20 protein-coding genes are annotated in these 24184 nt (G+C 66.0%); 13 read left to right on the top strand and 7 right to left on the bottom strand.

Going from position 1 to position 24184, the window contains the following annotated elements; all coding sequences use genetic code 11:
* Positions 1-61: 61 nt before the first annotated feature.
* The 5 genes from MEICH_RS0116390 to MEICH_RS0116410 all read left to right on the top strand — a co-directional run bounded on the left by MEICH_RS0116390 (position 62) and on the right by MEICH_RS0116410 (position 5944).
* On the top strand, positions 62-2041 hold the full coding sequence (locus MEICH_RS0116390) for an elongation factor G (RefSeq protein WP_027893485.1): 1980 nt from the start codon (positions 62-64) through the stop codon (positions 2039-2041).
* 218 nt (positions 2042-2259) lie between these two features.
* Positions 2260-3693 (top strand): hypothetical protein, encoded by a 1434-nt coding sequence (locus tag MEICH_RS0116395; RefSeq protein ID WP_027893486.1) that lies wholly within the window; start codon positions 2260-2262, stop codon positions 3691-3693.
* Between the two features lie 154 nt (positions 3694-3847).
* Positions 3848-5251 (top strand): vWA domain-containing protein, encoded by a 1404-nt coding sequence (locus tag MEICH_RS0116400; protein WP_027893487.1) that lies wholly within the window; start codon positions 3848-3850, stop codon positions 5249-5251.
* 25 nt (positions 5252-5276) lie between these two features.
* Complete coding sequence (locus tag MEICH_RS0116405; protein ID WP_027893488.1) at positions 5277-5729, top strand: DUF1999 family protein; 453 nt, start codon at positions 5277-5279, stop codon at positions 5727-5729.
* Between the two features lie 5 nt (positions 5730-5734).
* Positions 5735-5944 (top strand): heavy-metal-associated domain-containing protein, encoded by a 210-nt coding sequence (locus tag MEICH_RS0116410; protein ID WP_027893489.1) that lies wholly within the window; start codon positions 5735-5737, stop codon positions 5942-5944.
* A 175-nt stretch (positions 5945-6119) separates the two neighbouring features.
* On the opposite strand, the gene MEICH_RS0116415 is transcribed toward MEICH_RS0116410, so the two are convergent.
* Both MEICH_RS0116415 and MEICH_RS0116420 read right to left on the bottom strand, forming a co-directional pair.
* Positions 6120-6632 carry a hypothetical protein gene (locus MEICH_RS0116415; protein WP_027893490.1) on the bottom strand — a complete coding sequence of 171 codons (513 nt, stop codon included), beginning with the start codon at positions 6630-6632 and terminating at the stop codon, positions 6120-6122.
* Positions 6633-6720: 88 nt separating this feature from the next.
* Complete coding sequence (locus MEICH_RS0116420; RefSeq protein WP_027893491.1) at positions 6721-7248, bottom strand: hypothetical protein; 528 nt, start codon at positions 7246-7248, stop codon at positions 6721-6723.
* A 328-nt stretch (positions 7249-7576) separates the two neighbouring features.
* On the opposite strand from MEICH_RS0116420, the gene acnA reads away from it, so the two are divergent.
* From acnA to MEICH_RS30745, 3 genes are all read left to right on the top strand, one after another.
* Positions 7577-10315: an aconitate hydratase AcnA gene (gene acnA, locus MEICH_RS0116425; RefSeq protein WP_027893492.1), complete on the top strand. Its 2739-nt coding sequence runs from the start codon at positions 7577-7579 to the stop codon at positions 10313-10315.
* 77 nt (positions 10316-10392) lie between these two features.
* Positions 10393-11778 carry a reverse transcriptase domain-containing protein gene (locus MEICH_RS28145; RefSeq protein WP_084542397.1) on the top strand — a complete coding sequence of 462 codons (1386 nt, stop codon included), beginning with the start codon at positions 10393-10395 and terminating at the stop codon, positions 11776-11778.
* A 104-nt stretch (positions 11779-11882) separates the two neighbouring features.
* Complete coding sequence (locus tag MEICH_RS30745) at positions 11883-12494, top strand: SLATT domain-containing protein (RefSeq protein WP_157202869.1); 612 nt, start codon at positions 11883-11885, stop codon at positions 12492-12494.
* A gap of 134 nt (positions 12495-12628) precedes the next feature.
* Here MEICH_RS30745 and MEICH_RS0116430 read toward each other — a convergent pair whose 3' ends face one another.
* Both MEICH_RS0116430 and dnaE read right to left on the bottom strand, forming a co-directional pair.
* Positions 12629-13177, bottom strand: a complete 549-nt coding sequence (locus MEICH_RS0116430; RefSeq protein ID WP_027893493.1) for a Uma2 family endonuclease — start codon at positions 13175-13177, stop codon at positions 12629-12631.
* Between the two features lie 78 nt (positions 13178-13255).
* Entirely contained in the window at positions 13256-17011 is a 3756-nt protein-coding gene (gene dnaE / locus MEICH_RS0116435; protein WP_051304292.1) for a DNA polymerase III subunit alpha, read from the bottom strand.
* A 123-nt stretch (positions 17012-17134) separates the two neighbouring features.
* On the opposite strand from dnaE, the gene MEICH_RS0116440 reads away from it, so the two are divergent.
* Positions 17135-18298: a hypothetical protein gene (locus MEICH_RS0116440; protein ID WP_027893495.1), complete on the top strand. Its 1164-nt coding sequence runs from the start codon at positions 17135-17137 to the stop codon at positions 18296-18298.
* 10 nt (positions 18299-18308) lie between these two features.
* Here the strand turns inward: MEICH_RS0116440 and MEICH_RS0116445 are convergent, their stop codons facing one another.
* Positions 18309-18752, bottom strand: a complete 444-nt coding sequence (locus tag MEICH_RS0116445) for a universal stress protein (protein WP_027893496.1) — start codon at positions 18750-18752, stop codon at positions 18309-18311.
* Positions 18753-18943: 191 nt separating this feature from the next.
* Here MEICH_RS0116445 and MEICH_RS0116450 point away from each other — a divergent pair, with 191 nt between their 5' ends.
* The 4 genes from MEICH_RS0116450 to MEICH_RS0116465 all read left to right on the top strand — a co-directional run bounded on the left by MEICH_RS0116450 (position 18944) and on the right by MEICH_RS0116465 (position 21545).
* Complete coding sequence (locus MEICH_RS0116450; protein WP_027893497.1) at positions 18944-19618, top strand: response regulator transcription factor; 675 nt, start codon at positions 18944-18946, stop codon at positions 19616-19618.
* Between the two features lie 37 nt (positions 19619-19655).
* Positions 19656-20603: a sensor histidine kinase gene (locus MEICH_RS0116455; protein ID WP_245587696.1), complete on the top strand. Its 948-nt coding sequence runs from the start codon at positions 19656-19658 to the stop codon at positions 20601-20603.
* 20 nt (positions 20604-20623) lie between these two features.
* Positions 20624-21292: a phosphate signaling complex protein PhoU gene (gene phoU / locus MEICH_RS0116460; protein ID WP_027893499.1), complete on the top strand. Its 669-nt coding sequence runs from the start codon at positions 20624-20626 to the stop codon at positions 21290-21292.
* 64 nt (positions 21293-21356) lie between these two features.
* Entirely contained in the window at positions 21357-21545 is a 189-nt protein-coding gene (locus MEICH_RS0116465) for a hypothetical protein (RefSeq protein WP_027893500.1), read from the top strand.
* Between the two features lie 217 nt (positions 21546-21762).
* Here the strand turns inward: MEICH_RS0116465 and lpdA are convergent, their stop codons facing one another.
* Together lpdA and odhB are read right to left on the bottom strand one after the other, a co-directional pair.
* Positions 21763-23145 (bottom strand): dihydrolipoyl dehydrogenase, encoded by a 1383-nt coding sequence (gene lpdA, locus MEICH_RS0116470; RefSeq protein ID WP_027893501.1) that lies wholly within the window; start codon positions 23143-23145, stop codon positions 21763-21765.
* 84 nt (positions 23146-23229) lie between these two features.
* The coding region (odhB, locus tag MEICH_RS25675) for a 2-oxoglutarate dehydrogenase complex dihydrolipoyllysine-residue succinyltransferase (protein ID WP_036219597.1) at positions 23230-24184 on the bottom strand (955 nt) is incomplete at its 5' end.

Here is a 24184-nt window from a genome sequence, read left to right on the forward strand (position 1 = left end):
GGCGTTCGGCGTTGGGCATCCGGCCCATCAAGCGTATACTTTTCTGACAAAGGAGGCCAAGATGATCCGGACCGTAGCCCTCGTGGGGCACAGCGGCAGCGGTAAAACCACCCTCGGCGAGGCACTGCTGGTGGCGACGGGGGCCAAGGACCGCATGGGCCGCGTGGAGGACGGCACCACCACCAGCGATTACACCCCGGAGGAGAAGAACCACCGCCTGTCGGTGCGCACCGGGGTGCTGCCCCTGCAGTACAAGGAGCATAAGATCTACCTCCTCGACGCGCCGGGCTACGCCGACTTCGTGGGCGAGATCCGGGGGGCGTTGGAGGCCGCCGACGCGGCGGTGGTGGCAGTATCGGCCGAGAACGGCGTGCAGATCGGGACCGAGAGAGCATGGACGGTGGCCGAGCGGCTTGGGCTCGCTCGGATGGTGGTCGTCACCAAGCTGGAAAAGGGTGGCGATTTTTTTGCGCTGCTCGAGGACCTCCGCTCCACGCTGGGCCACATCGTCCCCGCGCACCTGCCGCTGTACGAGAATGGGCAGTGGGTGGGCATCGTGGACGTGCTGCACAACCGCGCCCTGCGCTACGCGAACGGCAAGGCCACGCCCATGGAGGTGCCCGAGGACATGCGGGCGCAGGTCGAGAAGTACCTCAACGAGGCCCGCGAGGCCATCATCGAGACCGACGAGGGGCTCTTAGAGAAGTACCTCGAGGGCGGCGAGATCGAGGAGGCCGCGTTGTCGAAGTCCTTCCACGAGGCGGTGCGCCGGGGGCTGGTCTACCCCGTGGCCATCGGCTCGTCGGGGGCGATGATCGGCCTGGACCTGCTGCTGGAGCTCTTCCTCGAGGCCCTCCCCTCCCCCACCGAGCGCTTCGGCGAGGGGAGCCCTCTGGCTAAGGTGTTCAAGGTGCAGGTCGACCCCTTCATCGGGCACGTGGCCTTCGTGCGGCTGTACCGGGGCACCCTCAAGCCCGGCGACAGCCTGCAGTCGGAGGCCGGGACGGTGCGGCTGCAGCACCTCAACACCATGCGGGGCAAGGACCTGGTGGAGCTCGAGGCGGCCGAGGCCGGGAGCATCCTGGCCTTGCCCAAGGCCGAGAACCTGCACCGGGGGATGCTGCTGTGGAACGGGGCCAAGCCCGAGTCGGACGAGGTGCCCTTCGCCCGCCTGCCCGACCCCAACGTGATGGTGGCGCTGGCGCTGGAGAACAAGGGCGACGAGGCCAAGCTGGGCGAGGCCCTGCGCAAACTTTTGGAGGAAGACCCCAGCCTGCGCTTCGAGCGCCAGCCCGACACCAGCGACATGCTGCTGTGGGGCCACGGCGACCTGCACCTCGAGACCGCCCGCGAGCGCCTGGGCGACTACGGGGTGAAGGTGCAGTACCGCCTGCCCAAGATCCCCTACCGCGAGACCATCCGCAAGGTGGCCGAGGGCCAGGGCAAGCACAAGAAGCAGACCGGCGGCCACGGCCAGTACGGCGACGTGTGGCTGCGCTTGGAGCCCGCCCCCGAGTACCAGTTCGAGTGGCGCATCACCGGCGGGGTGATCCCCACGAAGTACACGGAGTCGGTGGAGATGGGCATCCAGGACGCGGCCAAGCAGGGCACGCTGGCGGGCTTCCCGGTGATCGGCTTCAAGGCCGTCGTCTACCACGGCTCCTACCACGACGTCGACTCCTCCGACATGGCCTTCCAGATCGCGGCCTCGCTGGCGTTCAAGAACGTGATGGCCCAGGCCAGCCCGGTGCTGCTCGAGCCGGTCTACAACCTCAAGGTCTTCGTCAGCCAGGACCGCGTGGGCGACATCCTCTCCGACCTGCAGGGGCGGCGGGGCCGGGTGCTGGGCATGGACCAGGACGGGGCCCTGGCGGTGGTGCAGGCCGAGGTCCCGCTGGCGGAGCTGCTCGAGTACAGCCGCGTGCTCTCCGGCCTGACCCAGGGTACCGGGGCGTACAGCCTCGAGTTCTCCCACTACGCCGAAGTGCCCCCGCACCTCGCGCAGAAGGTGGTCAGCCAGCGGCAGGCGGAAGCGCACTGATCGCACCTCCCACAAACACCCGCCCTTCCCGGCGGGTGTTTTACCCGGTATGGCGGGGTGTACCGTGCCGGGTATACGTGGGAAGTGCTCTGAGGGCAGGGGAACGGGTTCAGGGCTCCGGGTCCGGGGGCAAAGCGTCCCCGCAACCCTGAACCCTCTCCTCCCGTCAAGTGCCCAAAACGCACACGCCCCGCGCGGGAGCAGGTTAGAATCGGCTCATGAAATCACTCGCCCGATGGGCGCTGTTCGCCCTACTGCTGCTCAGTCCCGCTCTGGCTCAAAGCTTGGTGTCCCTGGCCCCCACGGGGGCCATTGCCGGGTTCTACGTGGGGGACCTGAGCAACAGCCCCTACCTCCAGGGCATCGCCAGTGACTGGCGGCAGAGCGGGCTCGAGGCCTGGCTCAGCCGCAACCTCGAGAAGGAACTCGGCCAGGACAGCGACCTGCTGGGCATCGCCCAGGGCGGCGCCTTCGCGGCCGTCTACCCCGACGGGGGCTTCTTCTTCGTCGCCAAGCCCAGCACCCGGACGATGCAGGCGATCCGCGCCGAGGTCAAGAAGGCCAAGGTCGAGAACGGCTGGCTGGTCGAGCGCAGCGCGGGGATGGTCAACGGCGTGAGCCGCGACCTGGTGTTCATGGCCACGCCCCGGCAGGCCGCCCTCTTCCTGGGCAACAAGCGGGGCCTGCGCGCGCCGGTGAGCGGCGACCTGTTCTTCTGGGGCGAGCCGCCCCGCAACCTCGACGCCGAGTACGGCCTGCCACCCAGGCTCGGGCTCACGCTGGCCTCCATCAAGCGCATCAGCGCGGGCATGAAGCTCACCGCCGGGGGCTACACCACCGAGACGCGCCTCGAGCTCGACCGCAACGCCGACCCCGCCTTCAGCAACCTCGTCCTGCCCCGCGAGAAGCCGTGGGAGCTGGGCGAGTTCCCGGCCGGCTACTCGGGCGGCGTGGGCGTGCTCGACCTCGCCAGCAGCGGCCGCTACCTCAGCAGCCTCCTCTCCGACTTCGACGTCAAGCTCAACTTCGACCTCCAGGCCTTCGGCACCCGCTACGCCCTCGTCACCGTGCCCGGCCCGCGCAGCAGCGGGGTGGGCAACCTCGAGGCCCCCATGGGCCACCAGCTCATCTACCTCGAGGTAAAAGACGGCGCCACCGCCGAGGCCAACTTCCTGGCCGCCGTGCAGAACCTCGCGGCCTTCGCTACCCCCGAGGGCCAGGGCGGCTTCAAGGTGGCGGGGCAGGAAGGCGGCTTCAAGGTGCTCGAGGTGGGCCTGCTGGGCAACCTCTACTACCGCCTCGACGGCGACAAGCTCGTTGTCGCCACCAGCAAGGCCGCGCTCGCGGCCGCCTCCGGCAAGCTCTGGAAGGACCGCCCCGAGTACCAGCGCTTCCGCGTCACCGTACCCCAGAACGCCGTGTCCTACAGCTTCGGCGACCAGAAGGGCCCCGGCCTGGAGTCCCTCGCCACCCTGCGCGAGAGCATCCCCCAGACCATCGGTGCCGAAGACAAGGAGACCAAGGAACTCACCGACCGCCTGGTCAAGTTCCTCGAGCGCGTCTACAACCGCCTGGGCAACAGCATCTCCTACTCGGTAATCGAGGGCAGCACCCTGGTGAGCCGCGGGTTCAGCGAGGTGCGGTGGAAGTAAGGTAGCGCTCAGCCGTCAGCTAACAGCCTTCCCACCCACCCCCGTCCCCTCCCTCCGGCCGGAGGGAGGGGATTTTTTGCGTCTTGCGTTTGGCTATCGACTATCGACCATCGACTATCGACAACCGACACCCGATCCGTTCTATCCTGAGACCGTGACCTTCGCCTACCCGCTGTGGCTCGCGGCTTTGCCCCCCATCCTGGGGCTCATCTACTGGCTCTACCGCCGCCGCAGGCCGCAGGAACGCAAGGTGGCGGGGCTGTGGCTGTGGCGGCAGGCGCGGCGGCGGGGGGTGGCCCGGCGGCGTTTCGACCTGCGGCTGTTGCTGTTGCTGCTGGCCGGGTTGCTGGGCGGTCTGGCGCTGTCGGGGCCGCGCCTCGAGCTCGACCGGCCGGGACCGCTGGTGCTGGTGCTCGACGCCTCGGCCTCCATGGCCGCGACCGACCTGAGCCCCAGCCGCCTCGAGTGGGCCAAGGCGCAGGTGCGCGAGCGCCTCTCGCGCAGCCCCCGGGCCGTGCTGGTGCGGGCCGGGCGCAACCCCCAGGCCTTCGGGCCCGCCGCGGGCCGTGAACTGCTCGACGAACTCGAGCAGATCCGCGCCGCCGACGACCGCGCCGACCTCGCCGCCGCCGTGGCCCTGGGCCGCTCGCGCCTGGACGCCCCGGCGCTGGTGGTCAGCGACGCTCCCCCGCCCAAGGGCGCCGAGGGCTACCTCAACGCCGCGGGCAACGGGGTCAACGTGGGGATCACCGCCGTCGGGCCGGGCTTCGTGGCGGTGGGCAACAGCGGCCCCGGCCCCTGGAAGGGCGAGGTGCGGGTGGGCGGCCGGGGCTACGCCCTCGAGGTACCCGCCGGGGGCTTCAGCACCCTCGAGGTGCCCACGGTCGCCCCGCTCCAGGCCCGGCTGAGCGGCGCCGACGCCCTGAGCCTGGACAACGCCGCCGAGTTCGGCCGCCGCAACGTGCGGGTGGCGCTCGAGGGGAGTTCGCCGGTGCTCGAGCGGCTGCTGGGGCTGCTGGGCACGGTGCGCAGCCCCAACCCCGAGCTCCGCTTCCGCCTGGGCACGCCGCCGCCCGCCCCCCCGGCCTTCAGCGTGTACTTCGCCCGCACCGCGGAGGGCGAAGCCGTGGTGGACGACGTGGAGCGCACCGTACCCTACCTGCGGGGCGCCGAGCTGGTGGGCTTCCGCCTCCCCGTCCCCCCCAGCCCGCCGGACACCTGGCAACCCCTCGCCCGCAGCGAGACCGGGCAGGCGCTGGCCTGGTTCCACCCCGACGGCCTCTACCTGCCCTCCCCCGCCGCACTGCAGAACCTCCCGGCCTTCCCGGTGCTGCTCTACAACCTCGTCGTCCCCCGCGGCGAGCAGCGGCGCGGCCTGCTGAGCGCCGAAGAAACCCTGCTGCCCCGCCCCCAGCCCAGCCGGCCGCTCCCTCCGGCCCTCACCCTCGAGCTCACCCCCTGGCTCGCCCTGCTGGCCGCGCTGGTGCTGGGGCTGGAGTGGTGGCTGTTCCAGTACCGGTCCCGCGACCGCCAGGGGAGCCTCGTCCCTGAAGCCTGAGGGCCCGACCCTGTAGGCTACAGCCATGGTCTGCCGCGACATCCACGAACCCGACTTCCCCGCGTTGGAGGCCCTCGAGCGCGAGCTCCTGGGCCCTCAGCCCGCCCACCGCTACCGCTGCACCCCCGCCGCCCTGCGCTTCTTCGCCCGCAGCGGCCACTCCTTCGTGGCCCAGGACGGCCCGCAGGTCGCGGGCGTGGTGCTGGCCCAGGCCGTGTGGCAGGGCGACCAGGTCACGGTGCTCATCACCCGGCTGCTCTCGAGCTCCGACGAGGCCACCCGGGCCCTGCTGGGGGCGGTGGTCAAGTCGGCCTACGACGCCGGGGTCTACGAGGTGGCCATGCACGTCGATCCCGCCAACGAGCCCTTGAGCCGGGCGCTCGAGGACTACGGCTTCCGCCTGGGCCCCCTCCTGCTGGGGGTGCGGGTGCTGGGCAGCCGGGGTGAACGAGGCGAAGTGGCCGGAGTCTTAGAATAGAAGCCATGAACCGGGTCTTGATTGGCATTCGTGGCGTAGAGCTACCCGAGCAGATGGAGAAAATCCTCGGCGCCCTGCGGACGCTCGAGGGCGTCCAACGCGCCGACCAAGCCTCGCTAGGCCAGGTCGAAGTCGAGTACGACCCCTACCGCCTCACCGTCATGGACCTCATCCGCAGCATCCGCGAGCAGGGTTTCCTGGCGGGAATGCTGTAAGCAGAAAGCCGTCAGCCATCAGCCGTCAGCCTTCCGCTGACGGTTGGTGGTTACCCTTCCCCGTCCCTCCCTATCGGCGTCAACGGTCGAGGGCCGAGGCGTTTGGCGTTTGGCGTACGGCGTAGGACGTACGACCCACGCCCGGCTATCAGCTATCGGCTATCGACTATCGACTTCACTCCGGGCTATCCATCCGGGTGTACTCGAGCACCCCTCGCGGGATAGGCTTCTTCCACAGCTCGCCCACGCACACCTGGTTGGGCTCGCGGCCGGTGAGCTTGAGGGTCACCGCGAACTTGTCCCACTCCCACTCCGCGAAGGGGTAGAGCACACCGCCGTTGGAGGAGATGGGCGGGGTGCCGAGCTGCTGGGAGAGGTGCTGCTTGATGAGGCCGAAGGCCTGCTGGGCGTTGACGCCGAGCTGCTCGAGGTTGGGGAAGAACTGGGCGTAGCGCAGGCGGCGGGGCTCGGTCTCGGGCTCGTGCTCCAGCCGCACGAACTTGCAGTGCAGCGCCACGGGGATCCCGCCGAGGATGGGGTAGGTCTCCCACACCAGCGTGCGCTTGTCGGTGCGGTAGTTCTCCAGGCCCAGGTGCATGCGCGCGGTGGCGTTCACGCACAGCCAGGGTAGCAGGACGTCGGCGCTCTCGATGTAAATTCCTTGGTCCAGGCGGTAGGGCTGCTCCATTTGCCGTCATTGTAGGCGGGGCGGGCGGGGCGGGGCAGGTCAATCGACCATTCGCCGCCCGGCCCTCCCCCGGGCGGGAGAAGCCCGTTCAGATCATCATTTCCAGGTAGTTTCCCGGCAGCGGCTTGGGCCAGAGCTGGCCCAAGCAGTGCTCGAGGCCCCGCTTGCTCACGACCTTCCACAGCACCAAGTAGGCCTCAGTGTCCCAGCGAGAAAACGTGCCCACGAGGCTATCTCCCGGCTCCTTCTCGAGCGTGGGCTCCCCCAGCAGGCCGACGAGGTGCTGCCGGACCAGCAGGTACTTCGGCACCACCGCCGCCTTTAGCTTTTCGTAAGGAACGAACTCCACCATCCGCAACCGTCGGCGCTCGTCGTGCTCGTCGCGCAGGAATTTGCCGGTGAGGTGGCACTCGAGGCCGTCTAAGCAGCGCACCGGGTTCCAGACCATGGTCTCGCGGTCGGGGCGCTGGTGCTCGGGGCCCAGCAGCAGCCGGGCCGTCCCGGTCGAGCAGCCCCAGGGCAGGTTTTGCCCGAGGTCCTCGAGCAGCAAGCCCTGGCTGAGGTCGAAGAGGCCCTTCGACACGATCCTTTTGGGCACGGCGGCATGGGGTTCCATCGGCAGTCTGACCCCCTCATTTTGAGAATAGTACAAAGACGGCCAAAACGGGCGGGCTTAATCACAAGCGGCGCGGCGGGGGTGGGCCGCCGCCGTTGCACACCCGGCCCGGCAAGCGTTAGAATCAGTGGGCTTGAGGTTGGGCGCACCCGCCCTGGCATCGAAACCAGACCCCCTGAAAACCCATGCGGTTCGCGCCGCGCTTTTTTTAGGCCCTCCGGGGCCTCGGATTCGGTGACCCGGCCCGGTGTGGCCGGCTGCCGGGCGGGCGTAGAATCGTGGGTGCTCAGGTTCGGCTTTCGTGCTGGTTCAAAGGAGAGGAGCTGGTATGGCTTATCGTGACGAATTCGGCGCGCGCAAGAGCCTGTCCACCAAGGCAGGCGAGGTGTTCTACTACGACATCCTGGAGCTCGAGCGGCAGGGCATCGCCGAGGTCTCCAAACTCCCCTTTTCCATCCGGGTGATGCTGGAGAGCCTGCTGCGCAACGAGGACGGCTATAAAGTCACCAAGGACGACGTGGTCGCGCTGGCGAAGTGGCAACCCGACCCCGGCGAGGTCAACGTGCCCCTCATGCTGGCGCGGGTGATCCTGCAGGACTTCACCGGCGTCCCGGCGGTGGTCGACCTCGCCGCCATGCGCGACGCGGTCGCCAAGCTGGGCGGCGACCCCGAGATGATCAACCCCACCGTGCCCGTTGACCTGGTGATCGACCACTCGGTGCAGGTGGACTTCTTCGGCACCTCCTACGCCTTCGCCCAGAACGTCGAGCTCGAGTACAAGCGCAACGAGGAGCGTTACCGCCTGATCAAGTGGGGCCAGAACGCGCTCAAGGGCTTCCGCGCGGTGCCCCCCGGCACCGGCATCGTGCACCAGGTCAACCTCGAGTACCTCGCCAGCGTGGTGATGCGCCAGCAGGGCGAGGACGGCCGCACCTACGCCTTCCCCGACTCGCTGGTGGGCACCGACAGCCACACCACCATGATCAACGGCCTGGGCGTGCTGGGCTGGGGCGTGGGCGGCATCGAGGCCGAGGCCGTGATGCTGGGCCAGCCCTACTACATGCTCGCCCCCAAGGTGATCGGCTTCAAACTCTACGGCGCGCTGCCCGAGGGCGCCACCGCCACCGACCTGGTGCTGCGCGTGACCGAGATGATCCGCAAGCACGGCGCGGTGGGCAAGTTCGTGGAGTTCTACGGCCCCGGCGTCTCCAAGCTGCCCCTGGCCGACCGCGCCACCATCGCCAACATGAGCCCGGAGTACGGCGCGACCATGGGCTTCTTCCCCATCGACGAGGAGACGCTGGCCTACCTGCGCCTCACCGGCCGCCCCGACGAGCTCGTCGACCTCGTCGAGCAGTACGCCAAGGCCGCCGGCCTGTGGCGCACCGACGACGCCGCGCCGCAGTACTCGGAGTACCTCGAGCTCGACCTCTCCACCGTCATCCCCGCGCTCGCCGGCCCCAAGCGCCCGCAAGACCGCGTCAACCTCTCCGACGTCAAGCGCTCGTTCCAGGAGCACCTGACCAAGGACGTCAAGGAGCGCGGCTTCGGGCTCTCCCCCGAGCAGCTCGAGCGCAAGGTGACCGTCACGCGCGGCCGCGAGGAGTTCGAGCTGCAGCACGGCTCGGTGGTGATCGCCGCCATCACCTCCTGCACCAACACCTCCAACCCCTCCGTCATGCTGGGCGCGGGCTTGCTGGCGAAGAAGGCGGTGGAGGCGGGCCTCTCCACCCAGCCCTGGGTCAAGTCGAGCCTGGCCCCCGGCTCCAAGGTGGTCACCGAGTACCTCGACGCCGCCGGGCTCACGCCCTTCCTCGAGGCCCTCAAGTTCCACACCGTCGGCTACGGCTGCACCACCTGCATCGGCAACTCCGGACCCCTGCCCGAGGAGATCTCCAAGGGCGTGAAGGAGGGCGACTTGGTGGTGGCGGCGGTGCTCTCGGGCAACCGCAACTTCGAGGGCCGCGTCAACCCCGACGTCAAGGCCAACTACCTGGCCTCCCCCATGCTGGTGGTGGCCTACGCGCTGGCGGGCCGTATGGACATCGACTTCACCAGCGAGCCCATCGGCTACGACCCCAACGGCAAGGCCATCTTCCTCAAGGACATCTGGCCGACCCAGGAGGAGATCCGGGCCACCGTGCACCAGACCCTCGACGCCGAGATGTTCCGCCGCCAGTACGCCACCGTCTTCGAGGGCGACGAGCGCTGGAAGGCCCTGCCCGCCCCCAGCGGCAAGCTCTACCAGTTCGAGTCCACCAGCACTTACATCCAGAACCCGCCCTTCTTCGAGAACCTGGGCAGCACCCGCGAGGTCGGCGACATCAAGGGCGCGCGGGCGCTGCTGCTGCTGGGCGACTCCATCACCACCGACCACATCTCCCCCGCCGGCAACATCGCCAAGAACTCCCCCGCCGCCCGCTACCTCATGGGCCACGGCGTCGAGCCCGCCGACTTCAACTCCTACGGCAGCCGCCGCGGCAACCACGAGGTGATGATGCGCGGCACCTTCGCCAACATCCGCATCCGCAACCTCATGCTCGACGGCCAGGAGGGCCCCTACACCAAGAAGCTCCCCAAGAGCGACGTGGGCAGCGAGCCCGGCGTGGGCGAGCAGATGTTCGTCTACGACGCGGCCATGCAGTATAAGGCCGAGGGCGTGCCGCTGGTCGTGATCGGCGGGATCGAGTACGGCAACGGCTCCAGCCGCGACTGGGCCGCCAAGGGCACCTACCTGCTGGGCGTGAAGGCCGTCATCGCCCAGAGCTTCGAGCGCATCCACCGCTCGAACCTGGTGGGCATGGGCGTGCTGCCGCTGGAGTTCAAGGCCGGCACCAGCGCCGCCTCGCTGGGCCTCACCGGCTACGAGACCTTCGACATCACCGGCCTCGACGACCTCACCCCCGGCAAGGAGCTCACCGTCTGCGCCCGCAAGGCCGACGGCAGCGAGGTCACGTTCAAGGTCGTCGCCCGCATCGACACCGCGGTCGAGGTGGACTACTACAAGAACGGCGGCATCCTGCAGACGGTGCTGAAGAACATGCTCGAGGCCAAGGCGAAGGCTTAGCGCCAAGATAACCGTAAATTCGTCGTAAATTCTTTATAGGCTCTAGATTGCCTAGAGCCTATAATATTTTTGGCAATATGAGTAAGCAGCTTTATCTCGACATCTTCTCACGTGAGAATATACTTCGGCGAGCAATCAAGTTTACTAAGCGCAAGCACGCTGTTGGGATTGATGGGAAGAGAGTTTTTAAGTACACCGAGGCTCAACTCGCTCATATAGTCGATACCATTTTCTTGAGTTCTACAAACTACAAATTTAGTCCATATCGAGAGAGGTTGGCAATAAAAGATCGTGACAGGCCGCCTCGCTTAGTTTCAATTCCAACTATAAGAGATCAAGTTTTTTTATCCTTGCTAAAGGACTATCTGCATGAAATTGTCAAACCTATAGATGATAGGCACCCACCAAACAAAATAATCAGTGATGTATACAAGGCTTACCAAAAACTAGCCCCAACTGGTCTAGTGACTAGATTGGATATCCAGAATTATTACCCCTCTGTTGCTCACGAATATCTATATAGTAAACTCAGTAAGGTTATTCCCCTTAGTTTCGTTAATGAGATAATACACAGAGCTATCACCAATCCTACCGTTCCTTTAGGGTACAGCCGTTCTCAGAAGTCTAGGTATATGAACTCAGAGAGAGGTATTCCTCAGGGATTAGCTATATCAAATGTACTTGCCCACATATATCTAGTTGATCTAGATGTCAAACTTCGTATGGGAAAACTTGGTTATTGGAGATATGTAGATGACTTTGTCATTTTCACGGAGAAAGATGGCTCGTCAGTTATTGATGAGGCAGGTATTTACTTAGCAGAGTTGGATTTATCACTCAATATGGAGAAGGTAACCAGCAAAAAGGCTGAAGATGGGTTTAACTTTCTTGGCTATCGTTTTCAATATCACCCTGTACATGCATCACCCATTGTTCGAGTAGCTGATCATGGAGTAAGAAGGTTTTTGGTCAGGTGCATCAGTGACATAAGGCGTTTTAAGAAGAAATTTTTATCCATGAAAACAAGGGAAGAGCGCGAAGCCATTGTAATAGCATTTATTGATACCCTTAACGAAAAGATAACTGGTGCATATAGTCGAAATAAACGTTACGGTTGGCTGTTTTACTTCTCACAAACAAAAGACAAGTCTCAACTTCATCTTATTGATAAAGTGATCGCTGAGGAAATCGATTGTGTATCTAGATCGTTAGGCATAAAGCTTAACGGAATAAAGAGTGCAGTTAAGGCCTATCATTTGCTCTCAGTCAACCCACGCCACGAGTACTTCCTTGATTACGATAAAATCATATCCCCCCGCGATCGCTATGGTTTTTTAGTCAGAAGAAACAGGCTGAAATCAAACGAGCCGCCTCCCCCAGAGGCTCAAGTACACGAGATTTTTGAATCTACCCGTGACTTCAACCTCTCCCAATTAGAGTCAGATGTTGGTATATTCTCATAGGTAGGGTGCCTTGACTTGCATCTTTCCCTTTGCGGGGAATATGCAGGGTTTATTTCTGTTATCAATATGCACCCTACCGTTTTTGTTCACGGCAAATAAGGGATATGACCACTAACCCGATAGTTAAAGCGTTGGAAGGCCTACGTAGTAAGGTCAATAAAACCCGTCATATAAGATTTGAAGCATCAAGAAGACTCAAGTACAAGCAAGATTTATCTACGGTCTCAGTTGCTATTTTTTCCGTGTACGGGATTGGATTCAATATCTTTCCGAGTATATTTTTGTCACAAACAGATAGAGATATGCTACCGGTGGTAAGCACACTTGTGTCTGCCTTTGTCCTTGTAATTTCCCTGTTTGAAGCCTCTAGGGGCTACGCCCAAAGAGCATACGAGTTGCACAATTGCTCTATTCTATTGACCGCACTTATTGATAAGATCGATTTGGTTCTGCTAAAGAATCAAACAGGCACACTTGCTAGTTCATTAGAAGTGGAGCTAGAGAAGCTACAAGCTGAGTACCTAAAGATTCTGATAGAATCTAAATCGAACCATGATTATATTGATTATCTGGTTTACAATTACTCTGTTGATAAATCTGCAGGCTGGCGTAGTCCAATCTACACTAGTTTCCTAAAACACATAACGCCGTATAAACTGCACTATGCTCTACATATCACTTTTTTCATCGTCATATTCTACCTATTTTTCAGGTAATAGCACTGTGAATGCTGTATTAGATGGCCGAGTTAAGGCTTAAATAGCCGCTAATCTAAAGTGTGATTAGGCACTATCATCTTAGTGCTCCGTTGAGCTTGGCTAGCCTATACTATCTTAATTCCGAGCCGGCCCTAAAACACGCCCTGGTAAATCTGGCCCAGCGCGAGGGTGGCCTCGAGGCAGGCCAGGCGGATCTCCCCGCTGCCGGTGATGTCCTCCTGCTGCCAGTCCCCCGCGGCGTCGCGCCAGAAGTGCCGCACGAACATGTACTCGGGGTCCACGATCAGGTAGGTGTGGAGGGAGGCGATGCCCCGGTAGGCGATCAGCTTCTCCCGGAGGTCGATGTCCTTGGTGCTGGGGGACAAAACCTCGACCAGGATGCAGGGGTCGGTCTCGTAATACGGGTTCTTCGGCTCGGGGCCGCAGGCTACCATCACGTCGGGGTAATAGAAGATGCTCTTGAGGGCGAGCTTGACGTCCGCCTGGTGCAGCCGGCATTGCTTTCGCGTGACGAAGGGCCAGAGGCTCACCGAGATGTTCATGCTGACACGGCTATGCCGGCGGCTCACCCCGGGCATGGCGTACACGTAGCCGTTGACGTACTCGTGCCGGGTCTGCTGCTTCAGCTCCCACTCGAGGTACTCCTCAGGCGTCATGGGCTTGGCGACCGGACGAACCATAGGCTGAGTGTAGCACCGGCGGCCGGGGCCTCGCGGCGAGCCCTGGACAGGCTGCGGGGCGGGCCCCGGCCACGCTCTCTAGAAAGGCACCACCGTCTCGTTCTGCCCGCCGTTGCCGCCCTGCTGCCCGAAGAGCAGCGCCTCGCGGTCGGGGATCAGGCGGGCCTCGAGCCAGTCGAGTTCCTTGACCATCCTCACCGCCTCCTCGCTCACCTTGATGCCGCGGGCCTCGAGCGAGGCCCAGCAGTCGGCGCCGTGGACGCGCATGTGCAGCGGCAGGGTGCCCACGTGCTCGTCGAGGATGCTGTAGAGGTCGCGCAGCTTGTCGTCGTCGAGGATGGCGATGTCCATGACGAGCTCCATCACCTTGGGCATGCCCTCGAGGTCGTGGTAGGGGAAGACGTCCTGGGCTACTACCCGCAGGGTCTCCCCTTCCCCGTCGGGCTCGACCTCGGCCACCACCAGCACCGGGGCGTCCTCGCGCAGGCGGGGCGAGACGCGGTCGTAGGAGCGGCCGAAGCTCACCACCTCCACCGCGCCGGTCTCGTCGCCCAGGGTGAAGCGGCACATCATCCCGCCCGACTTGGTGGGCTTGCGGACGATGCCCTCCACCAGGCCCGCCAGCAGCAGCTTGGCGCGGCCCTTGCCCCCGCGCTGGCTCTGGTAGGCCTCGGGCAATTCCTCGATGGTGCAGCTCGCCGCCTCGCGCAGGCCCTCGTAGCGCAAGAGCGGGTGCCCGGTGACGTAAATCCCCAGCGCCTCCTTCTCGTAGCGCAGCTTGGTCACCTCGTCCAGGGGGGGCACCTTGGGCAGGGAGGGCTCGCTCTGGGCGTCGGCGAAGAGGCCCATCATGCCCGAGCTGGCGGTCTCGCGCTCGGCCTGGGCCCACTTGAGCAGGTCGTCGAGGGCGGCGAGCATCTGGCCGCGCTCGCCGAGCTCGTCGAAGGCGCCCGCCTTGATCAGCGATTCGGCCACGCGCTTGTTGGCCACGCTGGGGTCGCAGCGCTTGAGGAAGTCGGCCAGCGACTTGAAGCGGCCCTTCTCGCGCTCCTTCAGGATGAGCTCGGCGGGGCCCTCGCCCACGTTCTTCACCGCCGAGAGCCCGAAGAGCACCTCGCCCCCCAGCGCCCGGAAGCTGAAGCCCGAGCGGTTGATGTCGGGGGGCAGCACCTCCACGCCCATGCCCCTGGCCGCGCGGATGTACTCGGCCACCTTGTCGGAGTCGCCGCGTTCGACCGTGAGCAGGGCGGCGTGGAACTCGACGGGGTAGTGGGCTTTGACGTAGGCGGTCTGGTAGGTGAGGATCGCGTAGGCCGCCGAGTGCGACTTGTTGAAGCCGTAGTTGGCGAAGGCCTCGAGCAGGTCGAAGAGCCTGTCGGCCTCGTCCTCGGGGATGCCCTTCTCCGCCGCACCCTTCTTGAACTGGGCGCGGTGCTTGACCATCTCCTCCATCTTCTTCTTGCCCATCGCCCGGCGCAGCAGGTCGGCCTCGCCCAGGCTGTAGCCCGCCGCGGCCGAGGCGATCTGCATGATCTGCTCCTGGTAGACGGGGATGCCGTAGGTTTCGCGGAGGATGGGCTCCAAGATCTTGCCCGCGTTGGGGAACTGCGGGTACTCGACGGGCTCCTTGCCGTGGTGGCGGCGGATGTAGGTGGGGATGTTCTCCATGGGGCCGGGCCGGTACAGCGCACCCAGCGCGATGATGTCCTGGATGCGGCGCGGCTTGAGCCCGCGCACGGTGGAGGTCATGCCGGCCGAGTCGAGCTGGAAGATGCCCTTCGTCTCGCCGCGCCCCAACAGCTCGAAGGTCTTCTCGTCGTCGATGGGCAGGGCGTCGTAGTCGATGTCCACGCCCTTCGACTCCTTGACGATGCGCTTGCACTCGTCGAGGAAGGAGAGCGTGCGCAGGCCCAGGAAGTCCATCTTCAAGAAGCCCAGCGCCTCGACCGAGCTCATGTCGTACTGCGTGACCTTGCCCTCGCCGTCGTTGGCGCGCATCAGGGGGATCCAGTCGCGGATGGGCACGTCGGAGATCACCACGCCCGCCGCGTGCACGCTGGACTGGCGGTTGAGGCCCTCGAGCTTTTGCGCGACCTCGAGCACCCGCCTGACCAGCGGGTCCTTCTCCATCTCGGCCCGTAGGTCGGGGATGGTCTCGATGGCCTTCTCCAGCGGGGTCGGCTTGCCGAAGACCACCGGGATGAGCTTGGCGAGCTCGTCGGCCTTCTTGATGGGCAGCCCGAAGACCCGCGCGGCGTCCTTGATGGCGGCCTTGGAGGCCAGGGTGCCGAAGGTGCCGATCTGGGCCACCATCTCGTCGCCGTAACGCCGGCGCACGTACTCGATGACCTCACCGCGGCGCACGTCGGAGAAGTCGGTGTCGATGTCGGGCATCGAGACGCGGGCGGGGTTGAGGAAGCGCTCGAAGAGCAGGTCGTAGGCCAGGGGGTCGATGTTGGTGATGCGCGTGGCGTAGGTGACTAAGCTCCCCGCCGCCGAGCCGCGCCCGGGCCCCACGCTGATGCCGTTGTCCTTGGCCCAGTTGATGAAGTCGCCCACGATGAGCAAGTAGCCGGGGAAGCCCATGCGCTCGACCACGGTGAGCTCGTAGACGGCGCGGGAGAGGATCTCCCAGGGCCCCCACTCGATGCCCTCGCTGAGCTCGGGCAGGTGGGCGCGGGCGGCCTCGAGGTCCTCGAGCTCGGCCAGGGCCTTAGCCAGCGCCTCCCCGTCGCCGTGGGGCACCGGCTTGCCGATCCGGCGGAAAAACTCGCGGTAGAGGTCGTCGGTGACCTTGTCGGGGTAGCGCTTGAGGAGGCCGCTGAAGGTGAGCTCGCGGAAGTAGGTCACCTCGGTGCGGCCCTCGGGCAGGGGGTACTTGGGGATTCGGTACTGCACCTTCTTGGGCACGAGCTCGACGTTGCACATGCGCCCGATCTCGAGCGAGTTGTCGAACAGCTCGTCGAAGCGCTTGCCCCACAGCTCGCGCTCGTCGTCGAAGGTAGAGCGCATCTCCTCGGGGGTCTTGACGTAGAACTCGTCGCAGGGGAACTTCCAGCGGTCCGGGTCGTCCCATGTCGCCTTCGACTGCACCGCCAGCACCACCGCGTGCGCCTCGGCGTCCTCCTTGCGCACGTAGTGCCCGTCGTTGGTCGCCACGATGCCCAGGCCGTACTTGTCGGCGAACTCCTTGAGCACCCGGTTGACCTTGTGCTGCTCGCTCAGGCCGTGGTCCTGGATCTCGATGAAGTAGCGCTTGTCCCCGAAGATCGAAAGGTACTCCAGCAGGCGGCGCTCGGCGTCCTCGTGGCGCTCCTGCATGATGAACTGCGGGATCTCGGCCCCTAAGCAGCCCGACAGCGCGATGATGCCCGCGTTGTGCTCGCGCAGGATCTCGCGGTCGATGCGGGGCTTGCCGTAGAAGCCCTCGAGGTAGGCGCGGCTGGAGAGGCGGCAGAGGTTCTGGTAGCCCTCGAAGTCCTTGGCCAGCAGCGTGAGGTGGAAGTAGCCCCCGTCGAGCCCCTTCCCCTGCTTGCGGTCGAAGCGGGAGTCGGCGGCCACGTAGGCCTCGTAGCCGATGATGGGCTTGACCTCGGCCTCGGTGGCGTACTTGTAGAACTGCACGGCCCCGAACATGTTGCCGTGGTCGGTCATGGCCAGCATGGGCTCCTCGGGGCTGACCTTCTTGACCCACTTGATGAGGTCCTTGAGGCGCGCGGCCCCGTCGAGCAGCGAGAACTGGGTGTGCTGGTGCAGGTGGGCGAACTTGCACACCGGGCAGTTGTCGGCGTCGTGTTTGGGGCGGTCGGCGAAGGGGTTGAGGTCGGTGGCCATTACGAGGAAAGCATAATGCAAAACCGCCCCGCCGAATGCAACGGCCCTCCGGCCCGCGGTTTTCATGGATTGACACCAGGAAACTCCCTCCTTACCCTGTGGCTTAGACCGCTCGAGGGTTCGATGACTCCTGCCCAACGCCCCCCCTGGAAAACGCTCGGCTGGATCCTCCTGGGCCTGCTGCTGATCGCTACCCGCCAGTCCGAGCCTCCTCCGCCCGCGCGCTGCCCCAGCGACCCCGGCCTGGGGCTAAGCTCCCCCGGCTGCAGGCTCACCGCCGCCCAGCAGACGGCCCTGCGCCCGTGGCCGGTGAAAGACCCCCGCCTCTACCCCCACGGCGTGGCCAGAACCTTCCACCCCTACGAGGTGCCCGGCCGCCGCGACCAGACCGAAACCGAGGCCCTGGCCTACCTGAAAGCCCACCTGCAGGTGGCCGAGAAAAAAGTTCCGGGGATAACCAGGCGGGCCCTGCGCGTGTTCCGCCACCCGGCCGCGCGTGACAAGATCCCCGACCCGAGCCTCCGGGCCGCCCTCGCCGGGCTGACCGGCACGGTTTTCGAGGCGGCCATTGACTGGGTGCTGCACCAAAACACATCTCTCCTGCGACCGGTCGTGGCAAGCGTGAGGTGGGGGGAGTTGCCACCGACCCTCCGAGGCCAAACCTGGCCACGGCTCACCGGCGATAGCGAAATCCTGATCAACGGGAGCTACCGTAACGAGAACCCCCTGCTGTATGCCCCGATACTGGCTCACGAAGTTCTGCACACCCGCAGCATCGACAACAGCCTGCCGCAAGAAGTCGTAGCCAGCTTTGCTGGAGCGCTGGTCTACCTAAACCTGTTATACCTGAACCCCACCCTGGCAGGCAGCGGCACCAAACTCAACCGTACGCTCAACTTCGAGGCCGCCATCCTTCTCAATTCGGGCCGCGGTGCTCGAGTGGGCCTATCGAATTCCAACGACACGGAGGTTCTCCCCCGCCGTGCAGGCCCTGAGCAGATCCGTAGCTTCATAAGCGACGTGCACCAGGATTACTCCGACATGCCGATCAGCGACGGCCCTTCCGCAGCTCCGGACATCGAGCCCCTGCTCGAGGCCCTCCAGAAGCGCATGAGCCCGCGCAAGGAGGCCCCCTGCGCCGGCAACCTCTACGACGAGGCCCTGATCGCCTGCCTGGACTCTCACTTGCAAGACGGCACCCTGAGCGCGCCCTTCCTCGAGCCCCGGGGCATGGTGAAGCTGGCCGAAACCCTCGGGCTGCAGCCCCCGGGGACTACGGCGGAGTAGCCCCGAGGGCTCAGGCGCTCGAGCCCCGCAGCACCAGCACCGGCGTGGAGCAATTGTGCAAGATCTTGTCGGTGACGGAGCCCATCAGCACCCGCTCGATGCCCTTGCGGCCGTGGGTCGCCATCACCACCAGGTCGTGCTCCTTGGCGGCCTCGAGGATCGCCGGGACCGGGCTGTCCTCGACCAGCACGGCCTTGGCGCTCACGCCCTGGGCGGTGGCGATGTCGCGGATGCGGGCCAGGGCCTTCTCGCTCTCCTCGCGGTAGTGCTCGAACATCGCCTCGGTGTGCTCGGGGGTCTCGGCGCTGTAGGCGGGCAGGAACTCGTAGGGGTTTTCCAGGGCGTAGAGGATGGTCACCTCGCTGCCCATGAGCCGGGCGACCTCGAGGCCTTGCTCGAGGGCGTTGCGCCCGAATTCGGTTCCGTCGGTGGGGATGAGGATGCGCTTGAACATAGGCCAACTCCTTCTCGCCGCGTCGGTGCTGGCGAAGGCACGTCCCAGGGAGCGGCGCTGATGGCCTTACCCTAGCCCAACCCTCTGAGGACAAGTGCCCCTCGGCCTGCGGCCGAGACGTTCGTCCCGCAGGCGGTCCATCACGCCCCCTTGACATTTTCCTGACAAGGCCACGGCTACACTGAGGCAGGATGTCGCGCTTACTCGTGGTCGAGGACGAACCTGCCGTGCGCGTGGGCCTGCGGCTGAGCCTGGTGCGTGCCGGGCACCAGGTGCTCGAGGCCGCCACCGCGGCCGAGGCCTGGGTGCTGCTGGGCCAGGCCGACCTGGTGCTCCTGGACTGGATGCTCCCCGACGAGCCGGGGGTGCGGCTGCTCGAGCGCCTGCGCTCCGACAGCCGCTACGAGACCCTGCCCGTGCTGATGCTCACCGCCCGCAGCGGGGAGAGCGACCGGGTCGAGGGGCTCACCCGCGGCGCCGACGACTACCTCACCAAGCCCTTCTCGACCCCCGAACTGCTGGCGCGGGTGCAGGCCCTGCTGCGCCGCTCGGGCCGGTCCGGGCGCATCGAGCGGGGCAGGCTGGTGCTCGACCTCGAGCGCCACCAGGCCTACCTGCACGACACCCCCCTCGACCTCACCCGCCGCGAGTTCGAGCTGCTGGCCTTTCTGGCGCGGCACCCCGGGCGGGTGTACACGCGGGAGGAGCTGCTCGAGCGGGTCTGGGGGCAGGAGTTCATGGGCACGGCCCGCACCGTGGACCAGCACGTCGCGCAACTGCGCGAGAAGCTGCAGGAGGACCCCAAGAGCCCGCTCTACCTCGAGACCCTGCGCGGGGTGGGGTATCGTTTCCGTGAGAACCCATGAGGCCCGTGCCCCCGAATGCTCCCGCCCGCGGTGAGGGGTGACCCCCGTGGAAGCCGTGGTCAGCCTCAAGGCCCTCGAGCACGCCTGGGAACAGGCCCGCGAGGGCGTGGTGCTGCACGCCGAGGAGCGCGTGACCTACCTCAACCCCGAGGCCGCGCGGCTGCTGGAGGTCGCGCGGGAGCGGGTGCTGGGCAGGCCCCTGCTGCTGGCGCTGCGCGACCACCGCCTCGAGCGGCTGTGCCGCGAGGGCGGCCAGGCCCGGCTCGAGCTGCGCGGGCGGCACCTGTGGGCCAAGGCCGCGCCGGGGGTGCTGCTGCTGCTCGACCGGACCGGCGAGCAGCAACGGCTGGAGGCGCTCGAGGAGTCGAGCCGGGTGCTCGCGCACGAGTTCCGCACCCCGGTCACCGGCATGCTCTCGCTCATCGAGGCCTTGCAGCAGGGCCTCGAGCCCGACCAGCAGGCGGAGGTGCTGGGGCTGCTGCTGCAGGAGGCCCAGCGCCTGCGGCGGCTGGTCGAGGACCTGCCCCTCACCCGCGTGCCCGGGCAGGAGCGCACCTTCGCCCTCGAGGAGCTGCGCCCCCGGCTCGAGCGCTTCCTCGCCCCCCAGCTCGCCGAGCGCGGCGCCCGGATCACCTGGAAGACCCCGCACACCGTCTGGGCCAGCCCCGACGCAGTGTACCAGGCCCTCCTGAACCTGCTCGACAACGCCCTCAAGTACGGCCCCGGCGGGGAGGTCGTGGTGGAGAGCACCCGCGACGCGCGGGGGGTGTGGCTCGAGGTGCGCGACCGGGGCAGCCCCCTCCCCGACTACGAGCCGCTGTTCCAGCCGGGCAAGCGCGGCTACCACGCCGCCAGCGTGCGGGGCTCGGGGCTCGGGCTGGCGCTGGTGCGCCGCCTGGCCGCGGGCTGGGGCGGCCACGCCTACGGCCGGGCCTGGGAGGGCGGCAACGCTTTCGGCTTGCAATTCCCCTACGATAGGGGCTGACCGGTGCTGTTGGAGGATGTATGCGTGAAGCCTTAGACCGTGAACTCGGGAAGCTGACCCAGGAGAGCATCCGCATGGTCTCGCTGGTGCGCGAGATGGTGGAGAAGAGCGCAAAGGCCCTGGCGGAGCAGGACATCCGCCTGGCCAACGAGGTCATCGCCCAGGACAAGAACGAGGTGGACCCCCTCGAGCTCGAGATCGAGAACGCCGCGGTGGTGCTCATGGCCCGCCAGAGCCTCGTCGCCAGCGACCTGCGCTTCGCCCTGACCATCATCAAGTCGCTCACCGACCTCGAGCGCGCCGGGGACTACGCCGCCCACGTCGCCGAGGACGTGATCGTGCTCGCCAAGGAGCCCCCGCTCAAGAGCTACGTGGTGCTGCCCGAGATGGCCCACCGCCTGGCGGGGATGCTCGACCTCGTGGCCAAGGCCGTCGCCGAGCGCGACCAGGAAGCCGCGCGCGAGGTGCTGCGCCGCGACGACGAGGTGGACGGAATGTACGAGTCGGTAACGCGGGAGTTGCTGACCTACATGCTCGAAGACCCCCGCACCATCTCCAAAGCCCTCACCCTCATGCGCATCGCCCGCAGCTACGAGCGCCTGGGCGACCACCTGGAGAACATCGCCGAGCGCATCCTCTACTGGCTCACCGGCCGCATGGAGAAAAAGCCCGAGGACGTCCACGGCTAGCCTGTAGGGCGAAGGTGGCGGGGCTCCTACGCCTCAGGGGCGGCCCCGCCCTTAGCATGTTGGCGTGGACGCAGCTCGCAAGTGGTTCCTCCGCATCCTCTGGTCGTTCACCCTCGCCTGGGCGGTCGCCGTGATCCAGGCCGTCCTGGCGATCCTGGACGTCATCAAAACCCCGCCCCAGATCGCCGTAGCCGTGGGCCTGGCGGTCCTGCTGGGCGGCTGGGTGAAGGACTGGCTCGAGGCGCGGAGGTAGCGGGTATAGCCGTCAGCTATCAGCGGTCAGCCGTCAGCAAAAGGCTCGTGGCGTGTGACTTGTGACCCCTCCCCGCACGCGGGGAGGGGCTATCCCCCCAACCCCCCTTGCTAAGGGGGGTAAACAAAGGGCGTCTTGCGTTCGGCGTTCGGCGTTCGGCGTTCGGCGTTCGGCGTTCGGCGTTCGGCGTTCGGCGTCTCGCGTACGACGTACGACCTCAAATATGAATCGGCTTGTCGTACGCCGCCATCGCCGCCTCCTTGAGCGCCTCCGCCAGCGTGGGGTGGGCGTGGGAGGCGCGGGCGATGTCCTCGGAGGAGGCCTTGAAGGTCATGGCGGTGGCCGCCTCGGCGATGAGGTCACCGGCGTGAGGGCCGATGATGTGGACGCCGAGCACGCGGTCGGTCTCGGCGTGGGTGAGCACCTTGACGAAGCCGTCGGTGCTGCCGATGGCGCGGGCGCGGCCGTTGGCCTGGAAGGGGAAGCTGCCCTTCTTGTAGGGCACGCCCGCCTCCTTGAGTTCCTCTTCGGTCTGGCCCACCGAGGCGATCTCGGGGTGGGTGTAGACCACGTTGGGCACGGTGTTGTAGTCCACGTGGCCCCAGCCCGTGACCATGCCCTCGACCGCCGCGATGCCGTCTTCCTCGGCCTTGTGGGCGAGCATGGGGCCCGCGATCACGTCGCCGATGGCGTAGATGTGGGGCACGGCGGTCTGGAAGTGCGCGTTCACGGGGATGCGGCCCCGGTTGTCGGGGGTGATGCCGACGGCCTCGAGCCCCAGCCCGTCGGTGTTGGGCACCCGGCTCGCCGCCAGCAGCACCTTGTCGGCGGTGAAGGTCTCGCCGCCCTCGACCTCGACCACGCCCTTGCCGTCCTTGACGTAGGCCCGCGTGACCTTCTGCGAGGTGCGGATGTCGAGGCCCTGCTTCTTGAGGATCTTCTCGGCGGCGCGGGAGAGCTCGCCGTCCATACCGCCCAGGATGCGCGGCAGGTACTCCAGCACCGTGACCTTAGCGCCCAGGCGGCTCCACACCGAGCCGAGCTCGAGCCCAATCACCCCACCCCCGATCACCACCATCGTCTCGGGGACCTGCTCGAGGGCGATGGCCTGGTCGGAGGTGATGACGGTCTGGTAGTCCACCTCGACCCCCTTCAGCATCGCCACCTTGGAGCCGGTGGCGATGATGCAGCGCTCGAACTCGAGCTCGGTCTGGCCCTCGGGGCCCTCCACCACCAGCTTGTTGGCCGAGACGAAGCGGGCGTGGCCCAGGTAGCGCGTGACCTTGTTCTTCTTGAACAAAAAGCTCACCCCGTCGGTGTTGGCCTGCACCACCTTGTCCTTGTGGGCCATCATTGCGGGGAGGTCCAGGCTCACGTCCTGGACCTTCACCCCGATGAGCGCGCCCTTCTTGGCCTCGTAGAACTTCTCGCTGGCCTCGAGCAGCGCCTTGGAGGGGATGCACCCCACCCGCAGGCACGTGCCGCCCAGGGCCTGCTCCTTCTCCACGCAGGCCACCTCGAGGCCGAGCTGCGCGGCCTTGATGGCGGCCACGTAGCCCCCCGGCCCCGCACCGATGACGACGAGTTGATGTTTCGGCATAGTCGCTTCGCTCCGCTAAACGTCAAACGCCCAACGCCAAACGCCTTTTTCCAGATCGCGTCTTGCGTTTGGCGTCTTGCATCTTCAGACTTCCAAGGCCAGCCGCACCGGGTTCTCGATGAGCTCCTTGATCCGCTTGAGGAAGGTCACGGCCTCGCGCCCGTCGACGATGCGGTGGTCGTAGGAGAGGGCCAGGTTCATCATGGGGCGGATGACCACCTGCCCGCCGCGGGCGACCGGGCGCTCGACGATGGCGTGCATGCCCAGGATGCCCACCTGGGGCGGGTTGAGGATGGGGGTGGAGTTCAAGGAGCCGTAGATGCCGCCGTTGGTGATGGTGAAGGTGCCGCCCATCAGCTCCTCGGGCTTGATCTTCTTCTCGCGCACGCGGGTGCCGTAGTCGGCGATGACGGCCTCGATCTGGGCCATGGAGAGCTTGTCGGCGTCGCGGATCACCGGCACCACCAGCCCCTCGCCGCCGCCCACCGCGATGCCGATGTCGTAGTAGCGGTGGTAGACGATGTCACTGCCGCGGATCTCGGCGTTGAGCTGGGGGATCTCCTGCAGGGCCTGGACCACGGCCTTGACGAAGAAGCTCATGAAGCCCAGCTTCATGCCGTACTTCTTCTGGAAGCCTTCGCCGTACTCCTTGCGCAACTCCATCACCATGCCCATGTCGGCCTCGTTGAAGGTCGTGAGCATGGCGGTGTTCTGCTTGGCCGACAGCAGCCGCTCGGCGATGCGGCGGCGCAGGGGCGTCATGGGCACCACGTCGTCGCGGCGCTCGCCCGGGGCCTTGGGGGTGAGGGGCACCGCGGGCGCAGGGGCGGGGGCCGGAGCCGGTGCAGGGGCCGGGGCCGGCTTGGTGGCGATGGCCTGCTGCACGTCCTCCTTGAGGATGCGCCCGCCGGGGCCGGAGGGCTGCACCTGCGAGGGGTCGATGCCGCTCTGGGCCATCAGGCGCTCGGCCGAGGGCATGGCGACGGGCTGGCCCTGGGCAGCTTGCGCGGGCTGCGGCTGGGCCGGGGCGGGCTGCGCC

Origin of the sequence: Calidithermus chliarophilus DSM 9957 (genome assembly GCF_000430045.1) — a bacterium.
Lineage (GTDB): Bacteria > Deinococcota > Deinococci > Deinococcales > Thermaceae > Calidithermus > Calidithermus chliarophilus.